This window comes from Sphingomonas eleionomae, from assembly GCF_049889035.1.
Taxonomy (GTDB): Bacteria; Pseudomonadota; Alphaproteobacteria; order Sphingomonadales; family Sphingomonadaceae; genus Sphingomonas.
On record NZ_JBLTWP010000004.1, the window covers coordinates 509,000 to 529,311 of the forward strand.

The 20,312-nt window shown below is 61.6% G+C and carries 15 protein-coding genes; 10 read left to right on the forward strand and 5 right to left on the reverse strand.

The genetic code is table 11. From position 1 onward, the window contains the following. Nucleotides 1-173 precede the first annotated feature (173 nt). Nucleotides 174-1,670 carry a serine hydrolase gene (locus tag ACNI3Q_RS13585; protein ID WP_426277520.1) on the forward strand — a complete coding sequence of 499 codons (1,497 nt, stop codon included), beginning with the start codon at nucleotides 174-176 and terminating at the stop codon, nucleotides 1,668-1,670. Nucleotides 1,671-2,100: 430 nt separating this feature from the next. Here the strand turns inward: ACNI3Q_RS13585 and ACNI3Q_RS13590 are convergent, their stop codons facing one another. Beyond that, nucleotides 2,101-2,955 carry an NAD(P)H-binding protein gene (locus ACNI3Q_RS13590; protein WP_426277522.1) on the reverse strand — a complete coding sequence of 285 codons (855 nt, stop codon included), beginning with the start codon at nucleotides 2,953-2,955 and terminating at the stop codon, nucleotides 2,101-2,103. 102 nt (nucleotides 2,956-3,057) lie between these two features. On the opposite strand from ACNI3Q_RS13590, the gene ACNI3Q_RS13595 reads away from it, so the two are divergent. The 5 genes from ACNI3Q_RS13595 to ACNI3Q_RS13615 all read left to right on the forward strand — a co-directional run bounded on the left by ACNI3Q_RS13595 (nucleotide 3,058) and on the right by ACNI3Q_RS13615 (nucleotide 10,111). Then, entirely contained in the window at nucleotides 3,058-3,420 is a 363-nt protein-coding gene (locus ACNI3Q_RS13595) for a winged helix-turn-helix transcriptional regulator (RefSeq protein ID WP_426277524.1), read from the forward strand. A gap of 481 nt (nucleotides 3,421-3,901) precedes the next feature. Beyond that, nucleotides 3,902-4,933 (forward strand): AAA family ATPase, encoded by a 1,032-nt coding sequence (locus tag ACNI3Q_RS13600; RefSeq protein ID WP_426277526.1) that lies wholly within the window; start codon nucleotides 3,902-3,904, stop codon nucleotides 4,931-4,933. A gap of 97 nt (nucleotides 4,934-5,030) precedes the next feature. Next, entirely contained in the window at nucleotides 5,031-7,400 is a 2,370-nt protein-coding gene (locus ACNI3Q_RS13605; protein WP_426277530.1) for a S8 family peptidase, read from the forward strand. A 717-nt stretch (nucleotides 7,401-8,117) separates the two neighbouring features. Next, entirely contained in the window at nucleotides 8,118-9,326 is a 1,209-nt protein-coding gene (locus ACNI3Q_RS13610) for a GmrSD restriction endonuclease domain-containing protein (RefSeq protein WP_426277532.1), read from the forward strand. Then, complete coding sequence (locus tag ACNI3Q_RS13615; RefSeq protein ID WP_426277534.1) at nucleotides 9,323-10,111, forward strand: hypothetical protein; 789 nt, start codon at nucleotides 9,323-9,325, stop codon at nucleotides 10,109-10,111. Before ACNI3Q_RS13610 ends, ACNI3Q_RS13615 begins: the two co-directional genes overlap by 4 nt. Before the next feature lie 268 nt (nucleotides 10,112-10,379). Here the strand turns inward: ACNI3Q_RS13615 and ACNI3Q_RS13620 are convergent, their stop codons facing one another. Continuing rightward, nucleotides 10,380-11,303: a HEPN domain-containing protein gene (locus ACNI3Q_RS13620; protein ID WP_426277536.1), complete on the reverse strand. Its 924-nt coding sequence runs from the start codon at nucleotides 11,301-11,303 to the stop codon at nucleotides 10,380-10,382. Nucleotides 11,304-12,183: 880 nt separating this feature from the next. After that, nucleotides 12,184-13,155 carry a cyclase family protein gene (locus tag ACNI3Q_RS13625; RefSeq protein WP_426277538.1) on the reverse strand — a complete coding sequence of 324 codons (972 nt, stop codon included), beginning with the start codon at nucleotides 13,153-13,155 and terminating at the stop codon, nucleotides 12,184-12,186. Between the two features lie 139 nt (nucleotides 13,156-13,294). Between ACNI3Q_RS13625 and ACNI3Q_RS13630 the strand changes: the two genes are divergently transcribed. Together ACNI3Q_RS13630 and ACNI3Q_RS13635 are read left to right on the forward strand one after the other, a co-directional pair. Further along, complete coding sequence (locus ACNI3Q_RS13630) at nucleotides 13,295-14,455, forward strand: thiolase domain-containing protein (protein ID WP_426277540.1); 1,161 nt, start codon at nucleotides 13,295-13,297, stop codon at nucleotides 14,453-14,455. A 4-nt stretch (nucleotides 14,456-14,459) separates the two neighbouring features. Then, nucleotides 14,460-14,858 (forward strand): Zn-ribbon domain-containing OB-fold protein, encoded by a 399-nt coding sequence (locus tag ACNI3Q_RS13635; protein ID WP_426277542.1) that lies wholly within the window; start codon nucleotides 14,460-14,462, stop codon nucleotides 14,856-14,858. 112 nt (nucleotides 14,859-14,970) lie between these two features. Here ACNI3Q_RS13635 and ACNI3Q_RS13640 read toward each other — a convergent pair whose 3' ends face one another. Together ACNI3Q_RS13640 and ACNI3Q_RS13645 are read right to left on the reverse strand one after the other, a co-directional pair. Further along, a complete protein-coding gene (locus tag ACNI3Q_RS13640; RefSeq protein ID WP_426277544.1) occupies nucleotides 14,971-15,822 on the reverse strand; it encodes a MaoC/PaaZ C-terminal domain-containing protein in 852 nt (283 codons plus the stop codon). Then, nucleotides 15,813-17,627, reverse strand: a complete 1,815-nt coding sequence (locus tag ACNI3Q_RS13645; protein WP_426277546.1) for an acyl-CoA dehydrogenase family protein — start codon at nucleotides 17,625-17,627, stop codon at nucleotides 15,813-15,815. The genes ACNI3Q_RS13640 and ACNI3Q_RS13645 overlap by 10 nt, the downstream gene beginning before the upstream one ends. Before the next feature lie 90 nt (nucleotides 17,628-17,717). Between ACNI3Q_RS13645 and ACNI3Q_RS13650 the strand changes: the two genes are divergently transcribed. Together ACNI3Q_RS13650 and ACNI3Q_RS13655 are read left to right on the forward strand one after the other, a co-directional pair. Further along, entirely contained in the window at nucleotides 17,718-18,632 is a 915-nt protein-coding gene (locus ACNI3Q_RS13650; protein WP_426277548.1) for an SDR family NAD(P)-dependent oxidoreductase, read from the forward strand. 83 nt (nucleotides 18,633-18,715) lie between these two features. Next, complete coding sequence (locus ACNI3Q_RS13655) at nucleotides 18,716-20,308, forward strand: class I adenylate-forming enzyme family protein (protein WP_426277550.1); 1,593 nt, start codon at nucleotides 18,716-18,718, stop codon at nucleotides 20,306-20,308. Nucleotides 20,309-20,312 lie beyond the last annotated feature (4 nt).

The window sequence follows — 20,312 nt, forward strand, 5'->3', positions numbered from 1 at the left end:
GCCACATCGACCGGTACCGCGCTCCCGCAGCTTTCGCGTTCCCCTGCTTTCGTGATGCCGCTGTGCTATTTTGTCGTCGCTGCGGCGTTGCGCGACATTTTGATTTATGCTTTGTGATCACAAAGAACAAAACATCCGCAGGACTGTCAAGCATCATCTTGGGGAGACTGCCCATGTTCGGTTTGCGCACGTCCATCGCACTGTTGCTCACGCTCCATCTGGCCGCACCGGCCGCCGGTATGCCGCCGGTGGAACCCGCTGCATCCGCCGGCCTGCAAACGGCGACGGGGGAGACGCCAGACGTTGGCCGGAAAGAGGCGCTGCGGCTGATTTCGGCCTGGCTGAAGGGGATGATCGCCTTTCGCAAAGTGCCCGGCATGTCGGCCGGCATTGTGAAGGGGCAGCAGACGATCTGGTCCAAAGGGTTCGGACACAGCGATGCACAGGGGCGGGTCGCGGCAGGCCCCGACACGCGATATTCCATCTGCTCCATCTCGAAGCTGTTCACGGCCGTCGCGGTGATGCAGCAGGTGGAGCAGGATCGCCTGGCGCTTGACAAGCCGCTGACCGATTATCTGCCCTGGGCCAAGTTTGCGGAAGTCGATCGGGCCAGTGGTCCGGTGACGCTTCGCGGGCTGTTGACCCATGCGGCGGGGGTCCCGCGGGAAGGCGGGTTCCAATATTGGGGCGCGCCGGATTTCGCCTTTCCCACGCGCGAAGCGTTCCGGAAAAGCTTTGCCGACCAGACGCGCCTGTATGGCGGTTTCACGAGATATCAGTACAGCAATATGGGTCTGACCCTGGCCGGGGAGGCGGTGATCGCTGCATCGGGCCAGCCCTATGCCGATTATGTCACGACCAACATCCTGCGCCCGCTGAAGCTGGATCACACGACGCCCTATCTGCCGATGAAGGCGTATGGCCGGGGTCTGGCAGTGGGTCATGGCTATCTCGACCGGGATGGCGAGCGGATGGTGCTGAAGCCGTTCGATGCCGGCGCGGTGACGCCCGCCGCCGGATTTGCGTCTTCGGTGGTCGATCTTGCGCGGTTCGCCCAATGGCAGTTCCGATTGTTGCAGACCGGCAAGACCGAGGTGCTGCAATCATCGACCTTGCGCGATATGCAGCGGGTCCAGTTCATGGACCCCGATTGGCGGATCACGCGCGGCCTGGGCTTTGGCGTCTATCGCCGGGGAGACAAGACCTATGTCGGCCATAGCGGCGAATGTCCCGGCTATTTCACCCGGCTGATGCTGCACCTGCCCAGCGAGACTGCGGTCATCGTGATGATGAATGCCGCCGAACCAAGCGCCCCCTATGTCGACGGCATCTTCGACATCCTGAACAAGCGACAATCCGCGAAGAACCAGAATGATGCCGCGTCGCCGGTTGACCTGGAGCCCTATGCCGGGCGCTATTCCACTCAGCCCTGGGGGGCGGAGGTGATGGTGCTGCCCTGGGCAGGCGGGCTGGTGACGCTCGGTCTGCCGTCCATGAGCCCTGGTGATGACATGACGATCCTGAAACCGGCCGGAGAGGACCGGTTCCGCCGCATCCGCCCGGATGGCAGCGAGGCCGAGATCGTCCGGTTCGCGCGCGGCAAGGACGGGCGGATCAGCCAGATGACCTGGCACGACACGCCATCCCCCCGACTTGGCGCTGCAGACTAGCGGGGAACCAAACGGGCCATGCTTGTCTCACAACGCCTTTATTCGGGCGACTTGAGTGCCACCATATTCCAGTCAATCTCAGGGTATTTCCGGTTCGATGCGACCTGAGGTTGCAGCCAGGGAACCGGCATTTGAGAGAACATCAGATGGCGGGGGACCTGCGAACCCGTCAGCCAGCGAGCCTTGGATAGGCAGGTTGCTGCCCAGCCGAGCCCAAATTCGGGCGCGGCAGCCAACCAGGGTGGGATAGGTGCACTGTTCAGATGCGCTGGTGCGAGGCTTGCGAGTGCGGATTGGTAGGTCGGGCGCGAGGCGCTTTGCTTTGCGCAAGCGTGTCGCCGTCAAATACCGCCCCACAACGCTTGCCATTCTAAGTCCCGCCTGTGCGGCCAGGGGGAGGAAGGCTGGCCGTGCGCGATGGCCTGATTGATCATGGCAGCGCAGCTGCGACGGCGCTGGCCATGGAAGCAGTCGGCCTCCCAAGCAGGCCGGAGAGCGTCCCACTTCGCTCCTCAAGCCATCCTTCTGCGGCCCTTACATCGACATCCACCAGCATCGCGGCAAACCCTGCGTGCAGGCCAAAGCTTTCCAGAATGCCCTGATAGGCCTGGGGCGGCAGGTCGTTATAGGGTAAAGGCTTGCCGGTCTGACGTGAAACTTCGGCCGCAAGTTCAGCGAGCGTGAATGCTTCATCGCCGCCCAATTCGTAAGTTTCCCCGTTATGGGCGGCATCGGCAGCAACGATGGCGACCGCCTCGGCATAGTCGCCGCGGGTGGCAGGCGTGAACTTGGCTGCGCCCGCTGCCCCGATCAGCGCCCCTGCTGCCAGCGCGGCGCTTAAGGTGCCGGTCCAGTTCTCGGTGTACCAGCCGTTGCGCAACACTGTCGCACTCAGGCCCGAGGCTGCAATGAGGGCTTCGGTCGCACGATGATCCTGCGCAATCAGGAGCGGCGAGACATCAGCTTTGAGGATCGAAGTGTAGATGATCCGCCGGACACCCGCCGCAACGGCGGCATCGATGACATTGCGATGCTGGCCAACCCGATCGTTAAAATCGCTCGACGAGATCAGGACCACCGTTTCGACGCCCGTCAGCGCAGGGGCAAGCGTGTTGACCGGATGGGTGTAATCGAAGGTGCGGGCTTCAACGCCCAGATCCGCCACCTTGGCGGGGTCGCGCGCCAGGGCGATGATCGGCGTGGTAGCGGCGCGGACCTTGAGAAATGCGATGGTGGCACGGCCCAGCTGTCCGCTGGCACCGGTGATGGCGATGGCGATGGTCATGGGATCGAATCCTTGTTCGCGATTGACGACCGCCAGATAGTTCGACACCTGCAAAACGTAAGTACCAACATTTTTGTAAGTGTAGGAGGAAAAAGGTCAGCGATGGAATTCGTCCCGGATGTGCTGAACGAAAAGTGCGGATCGCGCATGGTGCTGAACCACGTCACCAGCAGATGGGGCGCCTTGGTGCTGATCGCGCTGCTGGACGGCACCTTGCGCTTCAGCGCACTCCGCCGCCGGATCGGCGGCGTGTCGGAACGGATGTTGACGCAGTCACTGCGCCTGCTTGAAGACGACGGCCTGATCGAGCGCATCGCCCATCGGGTGGTTCCGCCGCATGTGGACTACCGGCTGACAACCATGGGCGCTGAAGTGGCGCACCACGTGCTGGCCCTGGCCGAATGCATCGAGAGCAATCTGGAAAACATCACACAATTCCGCGAGCGCAAAGGGGAAGCGTGCTGACGGGAGCATTGCCCTTACGCGGGAACCGCAAATGTCCGCTCATGGCCGGACCATCGCAGATAATGCTATTCCGCTCCCCCACCCTTTGACGGTTACCTGTTGCGGATGATGATCCGCCTAAAACCCCAAGGGCGGCTTTAGCCTTTCCCTTTCCAAAACCGGGCTTTCAGCAACCAGCCTCTCAGCGGCCAGCTTGCTGGTGATGCAAACCGCCGGTCGGCAATGCGCGCCAGTTTCGGTCATTCAATGATGCAGGTGCCGATCCCGAAACCTGTCGTTCGTTCATCTGACCTGGCCGACAATCGCGTTTACGCGCGGTCCCGTGGCAGGGTAGAGTGCTGTGAAGCGCTTCTGATTCGACTCAGCCTGTTTTCGATTCGGCCTGGCGCACGTGACGGGTTGCTAAGGCGCTTTTGTCTTCGAATGCGGTACATTGGAAAATCAGGCATGGGCTCGACGCGGGGGGCAATTCAGGGCGACCATGGCACGTAGCGATCTTCTCGTCAGTCTTGTGCGCGCCAGTGCGGCGGGCGATCGGGAAACTGTGCGCTCAGCGACCGAGGCTCTCGTGGCGGATGAGCGGGCCAAAAAGCACTATATCGTCGCCGATCGCCTGCAGCGCGCCCTATCAGCGGTGCCCGTGACGCCGCCCGCGCTCACATCGACTTCTCTGCAGCTCAATCCGACCAGCGGTCGCGATGCGATCTTGGAGGTAACCGCGCGTCTGCGTCTTGACGACTTGCTGCTTCCGTTGCCAGCTCAGCAAAGCGGCCGCCAGATTATCCAAGAGCATCAACGAGCCGATGTTCTGCGTGCGAGCGGCTACGAGCCCCGTCATCGCGTGCTGCTTTCGGGGCCGCCGGGCAATGGCAAGACTTCCTTCGCGGAAGCCGTTGCTGAGGGCCTCGGCTTGCCATTCTTCGTAGTGCGCTACGACGCACTCATCGGGAGCTATCTCGGCGAGACGAATGCGCGTCTGCGCAAGCTGTTCGATTATGTTCGAACGACGCCCAGCGTCCTGTTCTTCGACGAGTTCGACGCGATCGGTAAGGAACGCGGCGACACGCACGAGACAGGCGAGATCAAGCGCGTGGTGTCCTTCCTGCTGATGCAGCTCGACCAATTGCCGAGCTACGTCGTCGTGGTGGCCGCTACCAATCACGGCGAGCTGCTCGATCGCGCCGTTTGGCGGCGTTTTCAGATGCGCTTAGCAATACCGTCACCGCAAAAGCGAGATGTGACCGTGTTCCTTGATCGCGTCTTGTCAGATTGGCCCGACGCGCCCAAGATGAGCGCAGGCAGAATTGCTACCAAATTGGGGGAGGTCAGCTATGCTGAAGCGCTCGACTTCTGCCAGAATGTGCGACGGCGCCAGATATTGGGCCTGGGGGAGGTATCGGTAGATGACGCGTTACGCGCGGAACTTGAACTCTGGACGGCGCGGGTAACGCCCGAGGCTCTCCATGCCCAGCGATCCGACGAAACCGCTCCTGAGGCTGACCCCTCAAGCTGAACAGCCTCGCCAGCTCGGGCGCCCAGCTTATGTTCCGGCGCCAGACAGTTTTCCAAAAGTCCGTCAGACTGGCACATTTGGACCGAAGTTCACGCGCTTGGCCGAAGTTCTTGCGCGAGGCGGCAATGCCTTGGAGCTTCGCGCCGATCCAGCAGGTCTCGCGCCCGAGCGCCTTTTGGTCTTTGAGGTTCGTGGCTCGATAAACGCCTTTGCTAATGCTGTGCGCAATGTTGCCGGTCTCGAGCTGATCGACGAAGAGGAGATCGAAGGCGACGATAGCGACAAGCAGCCATACGCCTATCTCCTTGTCCCCGACATGGTTGCGCTTCGCAATTTGGAGTCCCTGTGGCGCCGATGGCAGACCGGCCAGCTGGTTCGCGGTGAGGCCCCCTGGGCCGCTGTGTTCGATTTGCTTCGCGATCTGCGGCCGTGGGGTCCGCTTGATCGCGTGAATGCCAGCGATTCCTCGTTTCTCGACGCGGCGGTAGACGGTCTCGACGATGCGGCGTTGGTCCGGCTGGAAGTCGAACTTGTATTTCGTGAGCGCGATGTGATCGCGGCAGAGCAAGAGGCCAATGTTCGCGCGGCGATCGTCGGGCGTGGTGGCTTGGTCATCTCTCAAGCGCGCATCGCGGACATCGGTTATCATGCGCTGCTCGTCGATCTGCCAGCTGCCGTCGTAAGGCAAATCGTCGCCCGGCACGTCGACGGGGTCGCCGGTCTCGAGCCGGTACTACACATCCGCCCGCAAAGCGCATCCACTGAAATTGAAATTGCGGATACTGCCGAAGGGCCCGTTACCGCGCCTGACGATCGGGCACTTGGCGAACCCATTCTGGCCTTGCTGGATGGCGTACCAGTTGCAGCGCATCGGTTGCTCGCACGCCATATCGATCTCGACGACCCATTCGAACTTGAACCTAGTGCGTTGGTCGCGAATCGATCGCACGGCACCGCCATGGCCTCTTTGATCGTTCATGGTGATAGAAACGAGACGGCAGCTGCGCTGCCGCGTCAAATTCACGTGATCCCGGTATTGGGCAACAATGATGGCTTCCCCACCGACAGGCTGGTGGTTGATCTCATGTATCTGGCCATCATGCGATTGCGGGAAAATCGGCCCAATGTCCTGATTGTCAATCTCTCGCTCGGGAATCGGGTTCGACCGTTTCACGGTCAGCTCTCACCGTGGGCGCGGCTGCTCGATCGATTGTCCGCGCGCTTCGGGATCTTGTTCATCGTCAGCGCTGGCAACGCTACGAGCGACATTGCCGTCCCCGCCTATCCGACCGGACTGGCGTATGAGCAGGCCGAAGGTGACCACCGCGCAACCTCGATGATCAGCGCGTTACAGGCCGTAATCGGTGACCGTAGAATGTTCTCGCCCGCTGAAACGATCAACGGCGTGACGGTTGGCGCTTGGAACAAGGACGCAGTATCCAATGCGGATCGAGCCTTGGCGCGCGTTTTGGTCGATCCATATCCCGCCCACGATACGGCCAACCCATCGAGTGCCCTGGGGCCTGGGTTTGCGCGATCGGTAAAGCCTGACATCCTGTTACCCGGCGCGCGTGAGCACATGCAGGTTGTGCGAAATCACGATCATATCGAAGTGCGACCCGGCCGCGCCTCGCGTGGCGCCGGCCTTAAGGTTGCGGCGCCACCGGCGGGCGGCCGCGAGAATCAGGACGGCTATACCAATGGGACAAGCGCGGCTGCCGCGCTTGCGTCGCGGACCTGCCACCGTATCCATGACGCGCTGGAACTTGCATATGGTGACGCTTTCCTCGCGTTGCCGTCGCTCGAACGCGCCGCGCTTCTAAAAGCGCTACTGGTTCATCCAGCGCGCTGGCCACGCGGTGTTGCCGATCTCATCAAGGCGACAGTTGGCCCGTGGGGACGCGGCCAGGCAAGCAAGCAGAAGGACAACATTCGTCGCTTTGTTGGGTTCGGTTGTGTGGATGCCGACGAGGCGGTCGCATGTGCGGCGGATCGCGCTACGTTCTTCGCGACAGGCACGCTGCCACGCGATCGTAATCTAACCGTCGCTGTCCCCGTACCGCTGGCGATAGCCGGCAAGGCCCAGCCGCATAGCCTGTCAGCAACCCTTGCATGGTTCACGCCAGTATCGCCGGGTCGCAAAAGCTACCGCACTTGCAGGTTGAAGATCCTGAAGCCTGCCGCAATTGGTGATTTGGGCGTGGCTGGCCATAGCTGGCAGCCGGATGAGAACCAGACCAATCGCGGAACGATCTTTTCACGTTGTTGGGAGGGGAGTGACGCCCCGATCGTGACGGCAGATATGACCGTGCCGCTCGTTGTGCAGCGCGATCCCGATCAAGGCGTAGCCGTCGATGACCCCGTCACCTTTGGCTTAGCCGTTACGCTCGCGATGCCCGGTGAGGTGGCCTTGTACGACGAAGTTTTCGCGCGCGTTCAGCCGCCAATCCGCGCTGTTGCCAAGTGATGAAACTGAAGGTTTGGCATCAAGGTCGGAGGTAGAGCAATTCGTGTACACCGAGAGGCGCGCCGGTTCGAATGTGCGCTTTGGCGGACTTCTGATCGCATAGCTGCATAGCCGCTGACGGCCCAACTGCAGACCCTCTCGGTGTAAACGAGAGGGTCTACCAAAAACGTCTGCTTTGCCGCCGTGCCGCCTGGAACCTGCCAGTCTGGAAACGGCTTAACAACGGCCGTTCCAGCAAGCGCGACATTGTTGGGTCGGTAATGACTGCAAATGGGCCGTCTTCTGCCTGTCCGGTTTCGGGAGTGTAGATGGTATAAGCTGCCGTGTCGGCGAACCTCTGCCTATGTCAGCTGCCGACCCAGATTAGGTCGTTCCGCGCCCCAAACTCGAACGTCCGTTTGTGATGAAATCTGCCATGAGGGACACATCGCCGGTCGGCTCTGCGCTTCATGTCGGTCGTTGTAGGTGTTAGTTCGCAGCAATTGCACCCGAGCGGCAGAAGGGATTGTCGGACGTGACAGGGTGTCCAGCGCTCGTTTCTGCGCTGACCCAGGAGCCAGAGTTAGGTAATGGCAGGATCGCTGCAGCGCCTAGCGCGTCTCAGGCAACTTCGAGAGGGAATGAACGAACGGCTCGAATTTGCGAAAGGGCGCTAGAAGTTTCCGCACGACGCCGATTATATCAGCCGTGGCCCGAAGCCAAGGATTGGAATTTTTGATGAGTGACGTACCTGACCTGAATCAGGATCAAGGCGATGATGACGAAGCGATTGTTTCGGTACTGCCGGCGAGTGCCAGCGATCGTGTTATAGAGCGCGAATATGAGCTGGGACGTCTTCGCGTCGTGCAGGACAAGAATGATTTTTTCCTTCCGCACGTTGTTGATTTTATCCGCGGCCGGCAATGGGGCAACCTTCGGCCCGAATATCAACGCCGCTTGCGCTGGGATAATGTGAAAAAGTCTCGGCTCATTGAGAGCTTCATCATGAACGTTCCGGTGCCGCCGGTTTTTCTCTACGAAAGTAGCTTAGGCGCCTATGAAGTAATGGACGGACAACAGCGCCTCAACGCCGTCGTCGAGTTCCTCAGCGGTGAGTTCAGCCTGACAGGCCTAAAGATTTGGCCCTCGCTCAACGGACGGAATTTCGCAAAGCTACCGCCGCTCATCCGGCGCGGGCTCGAGCGCGCTAAGATTTCCGCAATTACGCTCACATCTGATGTCGCTGGCGGTGGCGATGATAGCATCGATCTTCGGGCGCAGGTCTTCGATCGATTGAACACGGGCGGAGAGCGCCTCAATGCGCACGAGCTTCGCAATTCGCTTTATGCCGGCCCATTCAATAAGCTGATCATCGAACTCGCCGGAAATTCGTTGTTCACGAGGGCGTGGGATATCCCGAATTACGACGATCATATGCTGAGCGACAGGACACCGTCAGCCGACCTCAGGGAAAACAATCTGTTCAAAAGGATGACTGATTGCGAGATCGTCCTTCGCTTTTTCGCGTTTCGTGATCGCAGTCATGTCCAAGGTTCGGTCCGGTCAATTCTTGACAATTGCATGAAGCGAAATCGCAGCCTAAGCGAAACGGAAATCAGTGCGCTGCGCGAGCGCTTCCTGGCCGCGCTTGATCTTTCGCTCGCAATCTTCGGAGACACGGCTTTTCGCCTGCCGCCAGTCGAAGGGAAACCGCGCGGCGTGCTCTCGCGTCCGCTTTATGATGCCCAGATGGTCGCGATCGACGAACTTGCAGATCGTGGCCCTACGATGCGAGCACACGCGGCGCAGATTGCCCGTGCTGTTCAGGCCCTGACCAACCCGGGGACCGAAACTTATGACCTTGTGGTCGGTCGGGCAAATACCGCATCCGCTATCCTTCAGCGTATCGACCGGGTCCGTGAGACGATTTCCAGCGCTATTGCATGACGCCTTTCTCCACGACCCGCTCCGGTGCCGAGGCCGCCATTGCCGAAGTGGTGGCGAATGCGCGTGTGCGCCAGCGCTTTCCCGCGTTCATTCAGAGCCAGGCTGCGGATCTCTTTGCCTACGCCGCCGATAAGGCACATGTCCGGGCGGAACTTAGCCACCTGCTTCAGCTGGGGGCGCCCGATCCTGCGGTCGTACATCGCGGGCTCCTGATCCAGCTTAATGGGATTTTCGAAGGCTTTGTGAAGTCACTTGTGAGCACCCACGTCTCTACAATTGCAGGCAAGGTCGATCGCTTCAGCGATCTCGAGCAGGAACTACAGGACGCCTATTCGGTCCACGCAGCGAGGGCCTTATCGAGATTGTCCGAGGGTTCGATCAACGGGGTAAGCTACAATTTTTCTGCGTTGCAGTCGGGTATGGGAAGCTGTTTTTCGGGAGGGAAGCCTTTCATCATCAACGGCGAAGTATTCACATTGCTGATGGGAAATTGCACGGCAGAGCGCGTTGAGCGATTGTTTAAGCAAATCGGCCTCCCAGAACCGTTCGGAGACGAAGTTGGGAAGCATCGTGCTGCTCAGAAGTGGAGCGGTGAAGCGGGGGCACGGAGAACTGCTAACCGGGTCAGGGATGAACTGGATCGCCAGATCGAGACGCGCAACGACCTCGTTCATGGCTTGGCAACGAAAGATGTCGTTCTGCTCGATGTTGAGCGCGCTGCAGATTTCTTTGGATGTCTGGTGACTGTCTATTGCGATCTCGCGGAAAATTTTCACGCCGGGTAAGGGGACAGGGGCAGTCGCAAGCCATCAGCTTCGAACATCCGCTTCGCTAGGCAGCTGCCCGATGAAACCAGCCCAACTTTAAGCGTAATGCACGGCGAGAGGGCAGGCACCGAACGTCAGCTTCTGACAAGAGCTGACACCCGATCTGTTATATGCGATCGGCATTTAAGTCCCAGTCTCGGTCATTCGCCTGCTGCGTGAACGAAGGCAGCTTTCAGGATCGATAGCATCCGTTCGGGATGACCGGGATTAGGGCGCAAAGCTGCCGCTAGTTCGCTTGCTGTGCCTCTAGCTCGGCAATCCTCTCGGAACACACCGAATGCACTGCGCGGCCGAGTTCCTCGACCCGCTCGCCAAGCCAGCGCAGTTCCTCCTCGCTGATCCGGTAGTGCTTGGAATAGCGGGCCTTTACATAGGCTTCCTTGAGCTTCTCCCAGGCGCGCTGCTCGAACCGGCGATCGGCAGGCCAGACATCGATCAGCCGCCGGTCCAGCCGCTCGGCTTGGGTGCGCAGAAATCCGATATTGTGAACATGTGGCGTATAGAAAGTCACCACCAGCAACAGGCAATGGTAGAGGTTCTCGGTAGCTTGATGGAGCATGAAAGCGGCCCGCTTATGCCGTCCTTTGCTAAGCAGATGCCGGTAGCTGTCTGAAAAGTCGGCAGCTGCTGGCATCCACTCCTCGAAATACTCCTTGGCCATGGCGAGCGCCTGTTCGGGCGTCTTGGGCTTGGGGATGTGGAGCTCGGTATCGTCGAACTGGTAAAGCGCGATGCCATCATGGGCGATGTCCATGAAGAAGTAGCGGCCATGGGCAAGGCCGTCATTCACCTCTTGCAGGGTATGGACGATGAAGTTGACTGGGGTGCTCAGCGTCCTGGTGATGCCAAGCTCGCGGTTCAGCCGGTCCTCGAGCTTCAGCCAGTAGGTCACCCGGTCGGTCAATCGCTTGTCGTTGACGATGACCAGGAGGTCGAAGTCCGACTTGTAGCCCTTGGCGGTATGCGGCTCATCGACCCAGCCGCCCCTGGCATAGCTGCCATAGAGGATGACCTTGAGGATGCGGCCCTTCTTCTTCCACTCATGCTTGGCCAGCGCCAGCGCATCGTCGAACTCCTCGAACAGGATCTGCACCACCCGCTCAAGCTCGCGCTGCTTGGCCGGGGGTAGATGATCGATATCGCTGCGCATGGTCTCCTCACCCTGTAGGGCTTGATCGTGGATGGCAAGTCATTGGCATCGCTCACCCTGGCCAGAGATGCCGCCAGAACGGACCAGGTTGGCGCTGAGCCTCGATGAGCCATCTGGTAGCGCTGGTTCCGAGCATCATCAGCAAAGCGTCACTGCTGAGCGAGGGTTCCGCACGCAGCGCCAGGATAAGTTGACGCGGGAGGGGCGATAATATGCGCCGCAATGCCTTGCGATCGGCCCGGTTCAGATTGCCCATCCTTTCCAAAGGCAAGAACCGCCCCGAACAAGCGCCGGGATCGCGATCATCGGAGCGGGCGAACCCCGCCGCCCGGGCGGGGCGCACCCGCAGAGGCAGCAACGCGGTGAATAACCCCGGCATCGCAGGGGTTGAGCTCTGCCCATGCGGGTTGTGCAGTCATCAACGAATGGCTGCACAACCCGAATGATTGGGGAATGGCTCAGGTCTGACCATTCGGTCGTCGATTCCACTCACGACGGTGTGGCGTGGGGGCATTTATTCGACAGCGTCATGACCGATTGGCATTAAAATGTCAGGGTGTCGTAGGGGGTCCCCTACCTGAAACGCTAGCTTGACCATGAAATGCGCCCAGAGATTGGCGTCAAGTCATCCCAAATGGGGTGGAACCACTTGCGCTCCAAGCTGGGACCCGCTGATTAAAGGGCGGTTCGCGTTTCGGCCCGATGGCCGCCAACCGTTAAAGCGGCACCAGCAGGTCCCAGACGCTCTGTCGGACCGGACGCTGATCTGGCGATCGGCGGAGGTTGCCGCGATGCGCTGACCGACGTTCGCGTTGCAGGATCGTCAGTCCGGCGCGGAACGTCGGCATCGGCCAGACTGCCTGCCTGCAGGCCATCGCCATCATTTGATCACCACCGGGTTCACCGGAGCGCCCGTCCCGCCGACGACCTTCAGGGGCGCGGCGACATACAGGAATGTCCACTGGCCGTCCTCCGCACAATCGGCGGCCAGAGGGTCCAACTGCGCGATTTCGGTAAAGGTCACGCCGAGATTGCGCATCAGCGAATGGTGCATGGCAAAGGACACGCCGGATTCAGGATGGATCGCCAGTTCGTTGGCGATGGTGTCCGTCACCAGATTGGGAATTTCCATGGCGTGAAACCATTCAACCAGCTCGCGGCTGAAGCACAGACCGGGTTCGGCATAATTGTCGTAGAACTCGGCCGCATCGCGCTGATAATATGAGCCGATCCAGCCGGTGCGCAGGATCAGGATATCGCGCTTCTCGATAGCGACGCCCTGCGCCTCTGCCGCCGCCAGCAGGTCATCCAGCCCGAAACCTTCGCCACGCTCCAGCCAGGGCTTGCCGCGATACCGGGCAATATCGACCAGCACCGCACGGCCTGCGATCCCGCGTTCGGCCAGCGGCAGAACACTCGCCTTGGCCATCGCCCCGATGGTCGAGCGGGCATCATAGCCGTTATAAAGCTGATTATCATGCCAGACATGGCCCAGCGCGTCATACTGGGTCGATCCCTGCAGATACAGGATCATCATGTCGTCCGAATATTCGGTGCCGCCGGGAATCTCGGGCATCTTGCCGGACAGGAAATCGCCCTTGTCCAGGACATTGACCCGTTGCGCCTGTTTGCGGCCGGGCCAGACAGGGTCGCCTTTCTCATGCCCCATCGGGACTTGCAGGGTGAAGGTCTTGCCGGACCTTACTGCCGAAACGCCGCGGAGCACCTGTGCTGCGTCCAGAAAGTTCAGCGCACCGACCTCGTCCTCGCTGCCCCATCGACCCCAGTTGGTGGGCAGACCGGCGAGCAGGGCCTTGGCGCTGGGCGTGACGGGGGCGTGGGTATCACACATGGCTCTTCTTCCTCTCCCTGTTGGTCTGTTTGGCAAGATCATGCGGCGTTTTGCCGCTGCGATCCAGCATTGACCAACTCCATATCCGCACCTTATACAAACAAACGTTCGTATCAATAACGGATTTGAGGAGAGGGATTTGAGCGTCCGACCAAAGGCCTATATCGCCGGCATCGCCGAACACCCCGTCCGCAAGGCGACCGACCTGTCCACGGCGCAGATCGTTGCCGACGTCGTGCGTTGGGCGCTGGCTGATGCGGGTTTGGACCATCATGCGGTCGATGGGTTTCTGTGCGACGCAGAAATGCCCGGCTTGGGCGTCTTGTCCATCGCGGAATATCTCGGCCTTCGCCTCACCTTCATGGACAATACCGATCCGGGCGGGTCCGCCTATCAGATGCACGTTGCCCATGCAGCCGAGGCGATCGCGGCAGGCAAATGCAACGTTGCCATCGTCGTGCTGGCGGGGCGGCCGCGTGCGGCGGGGGCAGGGGCCGATCCCAAGCCCGATTTTAATGTGCCCGAACTGGCGTTCGAACATCCTTATGGATCGATGGTGCTGAACCAGTACGCCATGGTCGCGCAGCGGCACATGCACGAATACGGCCTGACCAGCGAACAGCTTGCATGGGTGAAGGTCGCAGCCTCGCACCATGCTCAGCACAATCCGCACGCCATGCTGAAGAATGTCGTGACGGTAGTGGAGGTGGTGGAATCGCCCATGATTGCCGATCCGCTGCATCGCCTCGACTGCTGCGTGGTGAGCGACGGAGGCGGGGCGATCGTTGTCGTGTCACCGGAAATCGCCAGAGCGCTGAACCGTCCGCTGATTGCCATTCGCGGTGCGGGCGAGGCGGTAAAGCACCTCGATGGCGGGCGTATCGACCTGACCTACAGCTCGGCGCGCGAGGCTGGACGGATTGCTTTCGAGCAGGCCGGTGTGACGCCTGGCGATATCAAATATGCTTCCATCTATGACAGCTTCACGATCACGGTGGTGCAGCAGCTGGAGGATCTCGGCTTTTGCCCGCCGGGCGGTGGCGGACGCTTTGTCGCTGACGGCAATCTGATTTCGGGCGTCGGCAAGTTGCCGTTCAATACCGACGGCGGCGGGCTTTGCAGCAATCACCCCAATAATCGCGGTGGCATGACCAAGATCCTCGAAGCGGTGCGGCAATTGCGCGGCGAGGCGCATCCGGCGGTTCAGGTGCCGAACTGCGACCTGGCGCTGGCCCAGGGGATGGGCGGCTGGCTGGGCAGCCGCAACGCCAGCGGTACGCTGATCCTTGAAAGGGAATGAACCAATGACTGATGCTTTGCCCATGCTTCCCGCACCCGCCATCAGCGCCGAGGTTGCCCATTACTGGACGGCCGCGGGGGACGGAAAACTGGTGATCCGAGCGTGCACGAGTTGCGGCGCGCTGCACCATTATCCGCGCGCGATCTGTCCGTTCTGTCATTCCGACCAGCTCGACTGGCGCGAGGCGGCAGGGACGGGGACGGTTTATTCGTTCAGCGTGATGCGCCGCGCGCCGGTGCCCTATGCCATCGCCTATGTGACGCTGGACGAGGGCGTGACCATGCTCAGCCATATCGTCGGCGCTGATTTCGACGCGATCCGCATCGGCCAGCGCGTGGCCGTGGACTTTGCCCCGACAGAAGGCGATGGCCCGAAGGTGCCGGTGTTCCGGCCGGCCGGGTAGGCTCGGCGGATAACCCAACTTCGCTCATGCTGAGCTTGTCGAAGCATCGCCCCTCAGGTCGTGCCGACGGGATTGGTCCTTCGACAGGCTCAGGACGAGGGAGGTGAGATGTTCAGGCTGGTCTCAGCAGCAGCAGGCCCCGGTCGATCGCCACCACATCTCGCTCTACCACGACCAGTTGGAACGACAGCGTGTCGCCGTCCGCCCAGATGCGCGCCTCCAGCGTCTCGCCCATGAAGATGGGGGCAGTGAAGCGGCCCGCAACATGGGCCACCCGATCAGGGGCATCTTCCACCGCCTCGGCGATCACCGCGCGCAGAGCCATGCCATAGCTGCACAGGCCGTGCAGGATCGGCGCTGGAAACCCGGCAGCACGTGCGAAGTCGGGATCGATGTGCAGCGGGTTTTGGTCGCCGGACAGGTGATAGAGATGCGCCTGATTAGGCGCGACCCGCCAACGCCGCTGATGGTCCCACGCCCGATCGGGGATGACATGGGGCGCGGGACCACCCTTGGGCGGCCCGCCAAAGCCGCCATCGCCGCGGGCGAACACGGTGGATAAAAGGGTGGCCAGCGGTACTGCCCGGCCTTCCTGTCGAAGCTGTGTTTCGACATAGAGCAAGGCGCCCTTGCCGGGTCCCTTGTCGACCGCTTCGACGATGCGGACGCTTGAACAAAGGGTCGCCGCCGGGGGCAGGGGTTGATGCAGCGTGATCCGCTGCTCGCCATGCACGATGCGCGTCGCGTCCAGGCCGAGCCGGTCGATCCAGCTGTCATCCCACGCCACCACCGTCGCCATGGAGGGCACGACCCGGGGCACTGGTCCGATCAGATAAGGCAGGTCTTCAGCTGCGCCATCCTGACCCAGGCCAATGCCCAGGGCGTAAAGCCGGGTCCGCTCCACGTCATAATGGAACGTCCGTTCAGGGAATGGCGATGCCAGCGATTCCAGCGTCAGAGGCATGCAGGATCGACATCCAGCAGGGTGCGATCCAGCCGCTCGACGATGTCGAGCCAGGGACCGACACGACCCAGCTCATAGGCGAAGAAGAACCGCGTGGCGGCCAACTTGCCCTGGTAAAAGCGCGTCGCTTCCAGGCCCGGTTTGTCGTCGAGCGCGTTCAATGCGACAACGGATTGCCGCAGCCACATCCAGCCGATGCAGATATGGCCCAGCGCGTCCTGGAACGCGGTTGCATTGGCAATGCGAAGGCCTGGCTGATCATCGGTTGCCGCCAGCACGGCGGCGACAGTGCGCTCGGCATGCGTCAGGGTCGCCTGCAGCGCATCGGCATGGTCGGCAAGCGCTGCATGGCCGCGCGCCTCGGCCAGTGTCGCGCGGATCACTCCGCGCAGTTCCGACCAATAGGCGCCGCCTTCTGCCGACAGCTTCCTGCCGATCAGGTCGATGGCCTGAATGCCGTTGGTGCCTTCGTGAATGAGGTTCAGCCGGTTGTCTCGGTAATATTGCTCAACCGGATAATCGAGCGTGTAGCCATAGCCACCCAGCACCTGCATCGCCTGCTTGTTCGCCTCCAGGCAGAACTCCGAAGGCCAGCTCTTGACCACCGGGGTCAGGATGGCGAGCAGACGGCGGGCGGATTCGCGGGCATCCTCCTCTGGCGCGGTCTGTTCCTCGTCGACCAGATAGGCGGCGTAGAGGCACAGCGCGAGTGCGCCCTCCACGAACGCCTTTTGCATGAGCAGCATCCGGCGGACATCGGCATGTTCGGTCAGCGGCACCGGCGGCGTTGCGGGATCCTTGTCCTCCGGCGGCCGCCCTTGCAGCCGTTCGCGGGCATAGTCGAGACTGTAGCGATAGCCGGCATAGCCGAGCATGGTGGCGCCGGCGCCGACCGAAATCCGCGCCTCGTTCATCATCAGGAACATGGGCGCCAGCCCGCGATGCGGCTCGCCGACCAGATAGCCGATGCAGTCGCCATTCTCGCCGAAGTTGAGGACGGTGTTGGTCGCGGCGCGATAGCCCATTTTGTGGTTGAGACCGACCAGGCTGATATTGTTGTCCTCGCCCACTGACCCGTCGCTGTTCATCCGTCGTTTGGGCACCACGAACAGGGAGATGCCCCGCGTACCGGCCGGGGCGCCCTCGATCCGGGCCAGAACGAGATGAACGATATTCTCGCCCAGCTCATGTTCGCCGCCCGATATCCACATCTTGGTGCCCTGGATGCGATAGGTGCCGTCGCCGTTCGGGATCGCGCGGGTCCGAAGGTCCGCAAGGCTAGATCCGGCGTGCGGTTCCGAAAGGCACATGGTGCCATGGAAACGCCCCTCCAGCATCGGGCGCATATAGAGTTCCTTCTGCTCCTGAGACCCGTGCGCGCGCAGCACATTGGCAGCGGAAACGGTCAGGAAATAATAAATGGTCGCGCCGATGTTGCACCCCTGGAACATGGCATAGCAGCTCTGCAGGACCGTCCATGGCAGCTGCTGTCCACCTTCTTCATACGGCAGGTGCGCGGCCATGAAGCCCGCTTCGGTAAAAGCGCGGATCGCCTCGCCGATTTCGGGGACCAGCACGACCTTGCCATTTTCGACATAGGGCTCGTTCAAGTCGCTCTTGCGATAGCCGGGCAGGAAGTGATCCACGGCCACGCGCTCGGCCAGATCGAGCGTTGCATCCAGCGTCGCACGGTCGTGATCAGCAAACATCGGACGATCCGACAGCCCCAATGTCGGCAGCACCTCAAAAAGCTGAAAATCGAAATCGTCGCGGCTGATCGGTGAAGTGGGCGTCTGGGCCGCCATGACCTGCTCCCTTTGAAATGCATTGACGGCTCTTGACGAGGCCGATGCATCCGACTTAAACAAACGAACGTTAGTTTGCAAGAGAGGAGAATGAGCGTGGCGATCCGTTTTGACGACCGGACGGCAATCGTGACCGGGGCCGGAAGCGGGCTGGGCCGTTCTCATGCGCTGATGCTGGCGGCTCGTGGGGCCAAGGTGGTGGTCAATGATCCGGGCAAGTCCGTCGCGGGCGACTGGCTGGCCGATGGGGTAGCAGCGGAAATCGTCGCTGCGGGCGGGCAGGCAGTTGCTAACCACGAATCGGTCGCGTCAGTCGATGGGGCGCAGCGGCTGGTGGACCAGGCGGTTGATAGCTTTGGCGGCGTGGACATCCTGATCAACAACGCCGGCATCCTGCGGGATCGCAGCTTTGCCAAAAGCGAGATGGCCGATTTCGACCTAGTCGTCGGCGTCCATCTGCTCGGCTCGGCCTATTGCAGCCGCGCCGCCTGGCCGGTGATGCAACAGGCCGGATATGGCCGCATCGTCATGACGCTTTCCAATACCGGGCTGTACGGCAATTTCGGCCAGGCCAATTATGGGGCGGCAAAGGCCGGTCTGATCGGTCTGATGAACGTGTTGAAGATCGAGGGGCGCAAATACGGCATCCTGGTGAATGCGCTCGCTCCGATGGCGGCGACGGCCATGACGGAAGCGACCATGTCGCCGGAAATGCTCGCCCGCTTCGATCCTGCCTTTGCCTCGTCCGGCATGGCGGTGCTGGCCAGCGAGGGCTTTGCCGAGAGCGGCACCATCCTGTCTGCCGCCGCCGGCCATTATGCGAAGGTCCGGATCGTCAGTGCACGCGGCGCACAGTTTACCGACGACAGCGTTTCGCCCGAGCAGGTGCTGGATGCCTGGGACCGGATTGGCGATCTGTCGGATCCGGTGCTGTTCGACAGTGCGGGTGACGAGGTTTCCTATGTCGCAGAGCGGACGATGAAAGCCGTGGCGACTGCGGATTGAACAAAGAACGGAATACCCCGAAGGTCGCTTCGGGTCGCAAATGACAGAGCCTCCAAAACACAAAGTGACGAGGGGACGGGGAAATGGAGAGGACCGATCCGGCACTGCGCCACGAACTGCTGTTCGGCGAGCGGATGGTGCGATGTTTCACGGATCGCCCGGCGGATGTCTGGTCGATGGTGGCGGACAGCGCAGACGCCTCCGCGAACGCACCTGCCCTGCTGTGGGGCGATGATGGCTGCCTTGGCTATTCCGATCTGATTACGCGGGCCGACGTGCTGGCTCAGCGGCTTGTTGCCGAGGGGGTACGGCGCGGCGACCGGCTGGCGACATGGCTGTCCAACCGTCCCGAATATCCGGTCTGGTTTCTCGCGTGCTGGCGCATGGGCGCGGTGTTGGTGCCGATGGATACACGGCTGAGCACGAAGGAGGCGGCCTATCTGTTGAGCCATTCCGGCGCGGTCATGCTGCTGAGCGAAGCGGCGATGGTCGACAAGCTGCCCGCATCGGACGAGCTGCCGGACCTGCGCCGGGTTGTGCTGGCCGAGGATTTGGCGGCATGGATGGAGAATGGGCCGCGCCCGGTGCTGCCTCCGCATGAGGCGGACGAGGAAGCGCTGGCCGCCATCCTGTACACCAGTGGCACAACCGGTGCGCCAAAGGGGGTGATGCTGGCCCATGTCAACATCATCCATTCCGTGCTGCATTTCGAAGGGAGCTGGGGTCTGCCGCGTGGCAGTCGTACCCTGCTGGCCATCCCTGGCTGCAACGTCACGGGACTGATCACCGAATTCCTGACGTTTTTCCGGCTGGGCGGCGCTGTCGTTCTGATGCCGCCGTTCCGCGCCGCGACCTTTATCGAGGAAGCGGCGCGGCACCGGATCGACCACGCGTTCATGGTCCCCGCGCAATACAAGCTGTGCCTGATGAACGATGCGCTGGCGGCGCATGACCTGTCGTCGTGGAAGCTCGGATCGTTCGGCGGCGCGCCGATGCCCGCAGCCTTTATCGCGGAACTCCGTGAGCGGCTGCCAGCCCTGAGCCTGTCCAACGGCTATGGCGCGACGGAGACCGCATCTCCGGTCGCACTGCTGCCCGCCGCGCTGACGCCTGACTATCCCGATGCAGTGGGCGCGCCGGTGCCCTGTGCCGATGTGATTGTCGTCGATGAAGATGGCCGGGAAGTTCCGCGTGGCATGCCCGGCGAATTATGGGTCGCCGGGCCGATGGTCGCGCGCGGATACTGGAACAATCCCGATGCGACGCGCGCCAGCTTTGTCGGGGGGTATTGGCGCTCCGGCGACGTCGTCACGCTGGGCGCGGATGGCCTGATCCGGCTGCACGACCGCAAAAAGGACGTGGTCAATCGTGGCGGATACAAGATCTACAGTGCAGAGGTTGAGGCTGCGCTGGCCGAACATCCGGCGGTGGCTGAGGTGGCGGTGGTCGGCCGTCCCGATCCGGTGCTGGGCGAGCGCGCCCATGCCTTTGTCTGCCTGAAGCCAGGCAAGACCTGCGATGCTGAAGCGCTAGCCAGCTTCGCCCGCGAGCGACTTTCCGATTACAAATGCCCGGAAGGCTGGACCATCGGTACCGATCCGCTGCCCCGCAATTCCAACGGCAAGCTGTTGAAGCGCGAATTGCGCGATACCCTGATCGAACGGGCGGAGGCCTGAATCT

Coding starts and splice junctions, on each gene's coding strand:
- ACNI3Q_RS13585 (WP_426277520.1), top strand. CDS start 174: ATGTTCGGTTTGCGCACGTCCATCGCACTGTTGCTCACGCTCCATCTG.
- ACNI3Q_RS13590 (WP_426277522.1), bottom strand. CDS start 2,955: ATGACCATCGCCATCGCCATCACCGGTGCCAGCGGACAGCTGGGCCGT.
- ACNI3Q_RS13595 (WP_426277524.1), top strand. CDS start 3,058: ATGGAATTCGTCCCGGATGTGCTGAACGAAAAGTGCGGATCGCGCATG.
- ACNI3Q_RS13600 (WP_426277526.1), top strand. CDS start 3,902: ATGGCACGTAGCGATCTTCTCGTCAGTCTTGTGCGCGCCAGTGCGGCG.
- ACNI3Q_RS13610 (WP_426277532.1), top strand. CDS start 8,118: ATGAGTGACGTACCTGACCTGAATCAGGATCAAGGCGATGATGACGAA.
- ACNI3Q_RS13615 (WP_426277534.1), top strand. CDS start 9,323: ATGACGCCTTTCTCCACGACCCGCTCCGGTGCCGAGGCCGCCATTGCC.
- ACNI3Q_RS13620 (WP_426277536.1), bottom strand. CDS start 11,303: ATGCGCAGCGATATCGATCATCTACCCCCGGCCAAGCAGCGCGAGCTT.
- ACNI3Q_RS13625 (WP_426277538.1), bottom strand. CDS start 13,155: ATGTGTGATACCCACGCCCCCGTCACGCCCAGCGCCAAGGCCCTGCTC.
- ACNI3Q_RS13635 (WP_426277542.1), top strand. CDS start 14,460: ATGACTGATGCTTTGCCCATGCTTCCCGCACCCGCCATCAGCGCCGAG.
- ACNI3Q_RS13640 (WP_426277544.1), bottom strand. CDS start 15,822: ATGCCTCTGACGCTGGAATCGCTGGCATCGCCATTCCCTGAACGGACG.
- ACNI3Q_RS13645 (WP_426277546.1), bottom strand. CDS start 17,627: ATGGCGGCCCAGACGCCCACTTCACCGATCAGCCGCGACGATTTCGAT.
- ACNI3Q_RS13650 (WP_426277548.1), top strand. CDS start 17,718: ATGAGCGTGGCGATCCGTTTTGACGACCGGACGGCAATCGTGACCGGG.
- ACNI3Q_RS13655 (WP_426277550.1), top strand. CDS start 18,716: ATGGAGAGGACCGATCCGGCACTGCGCCACGAACTGCTGTTCGGCGAG.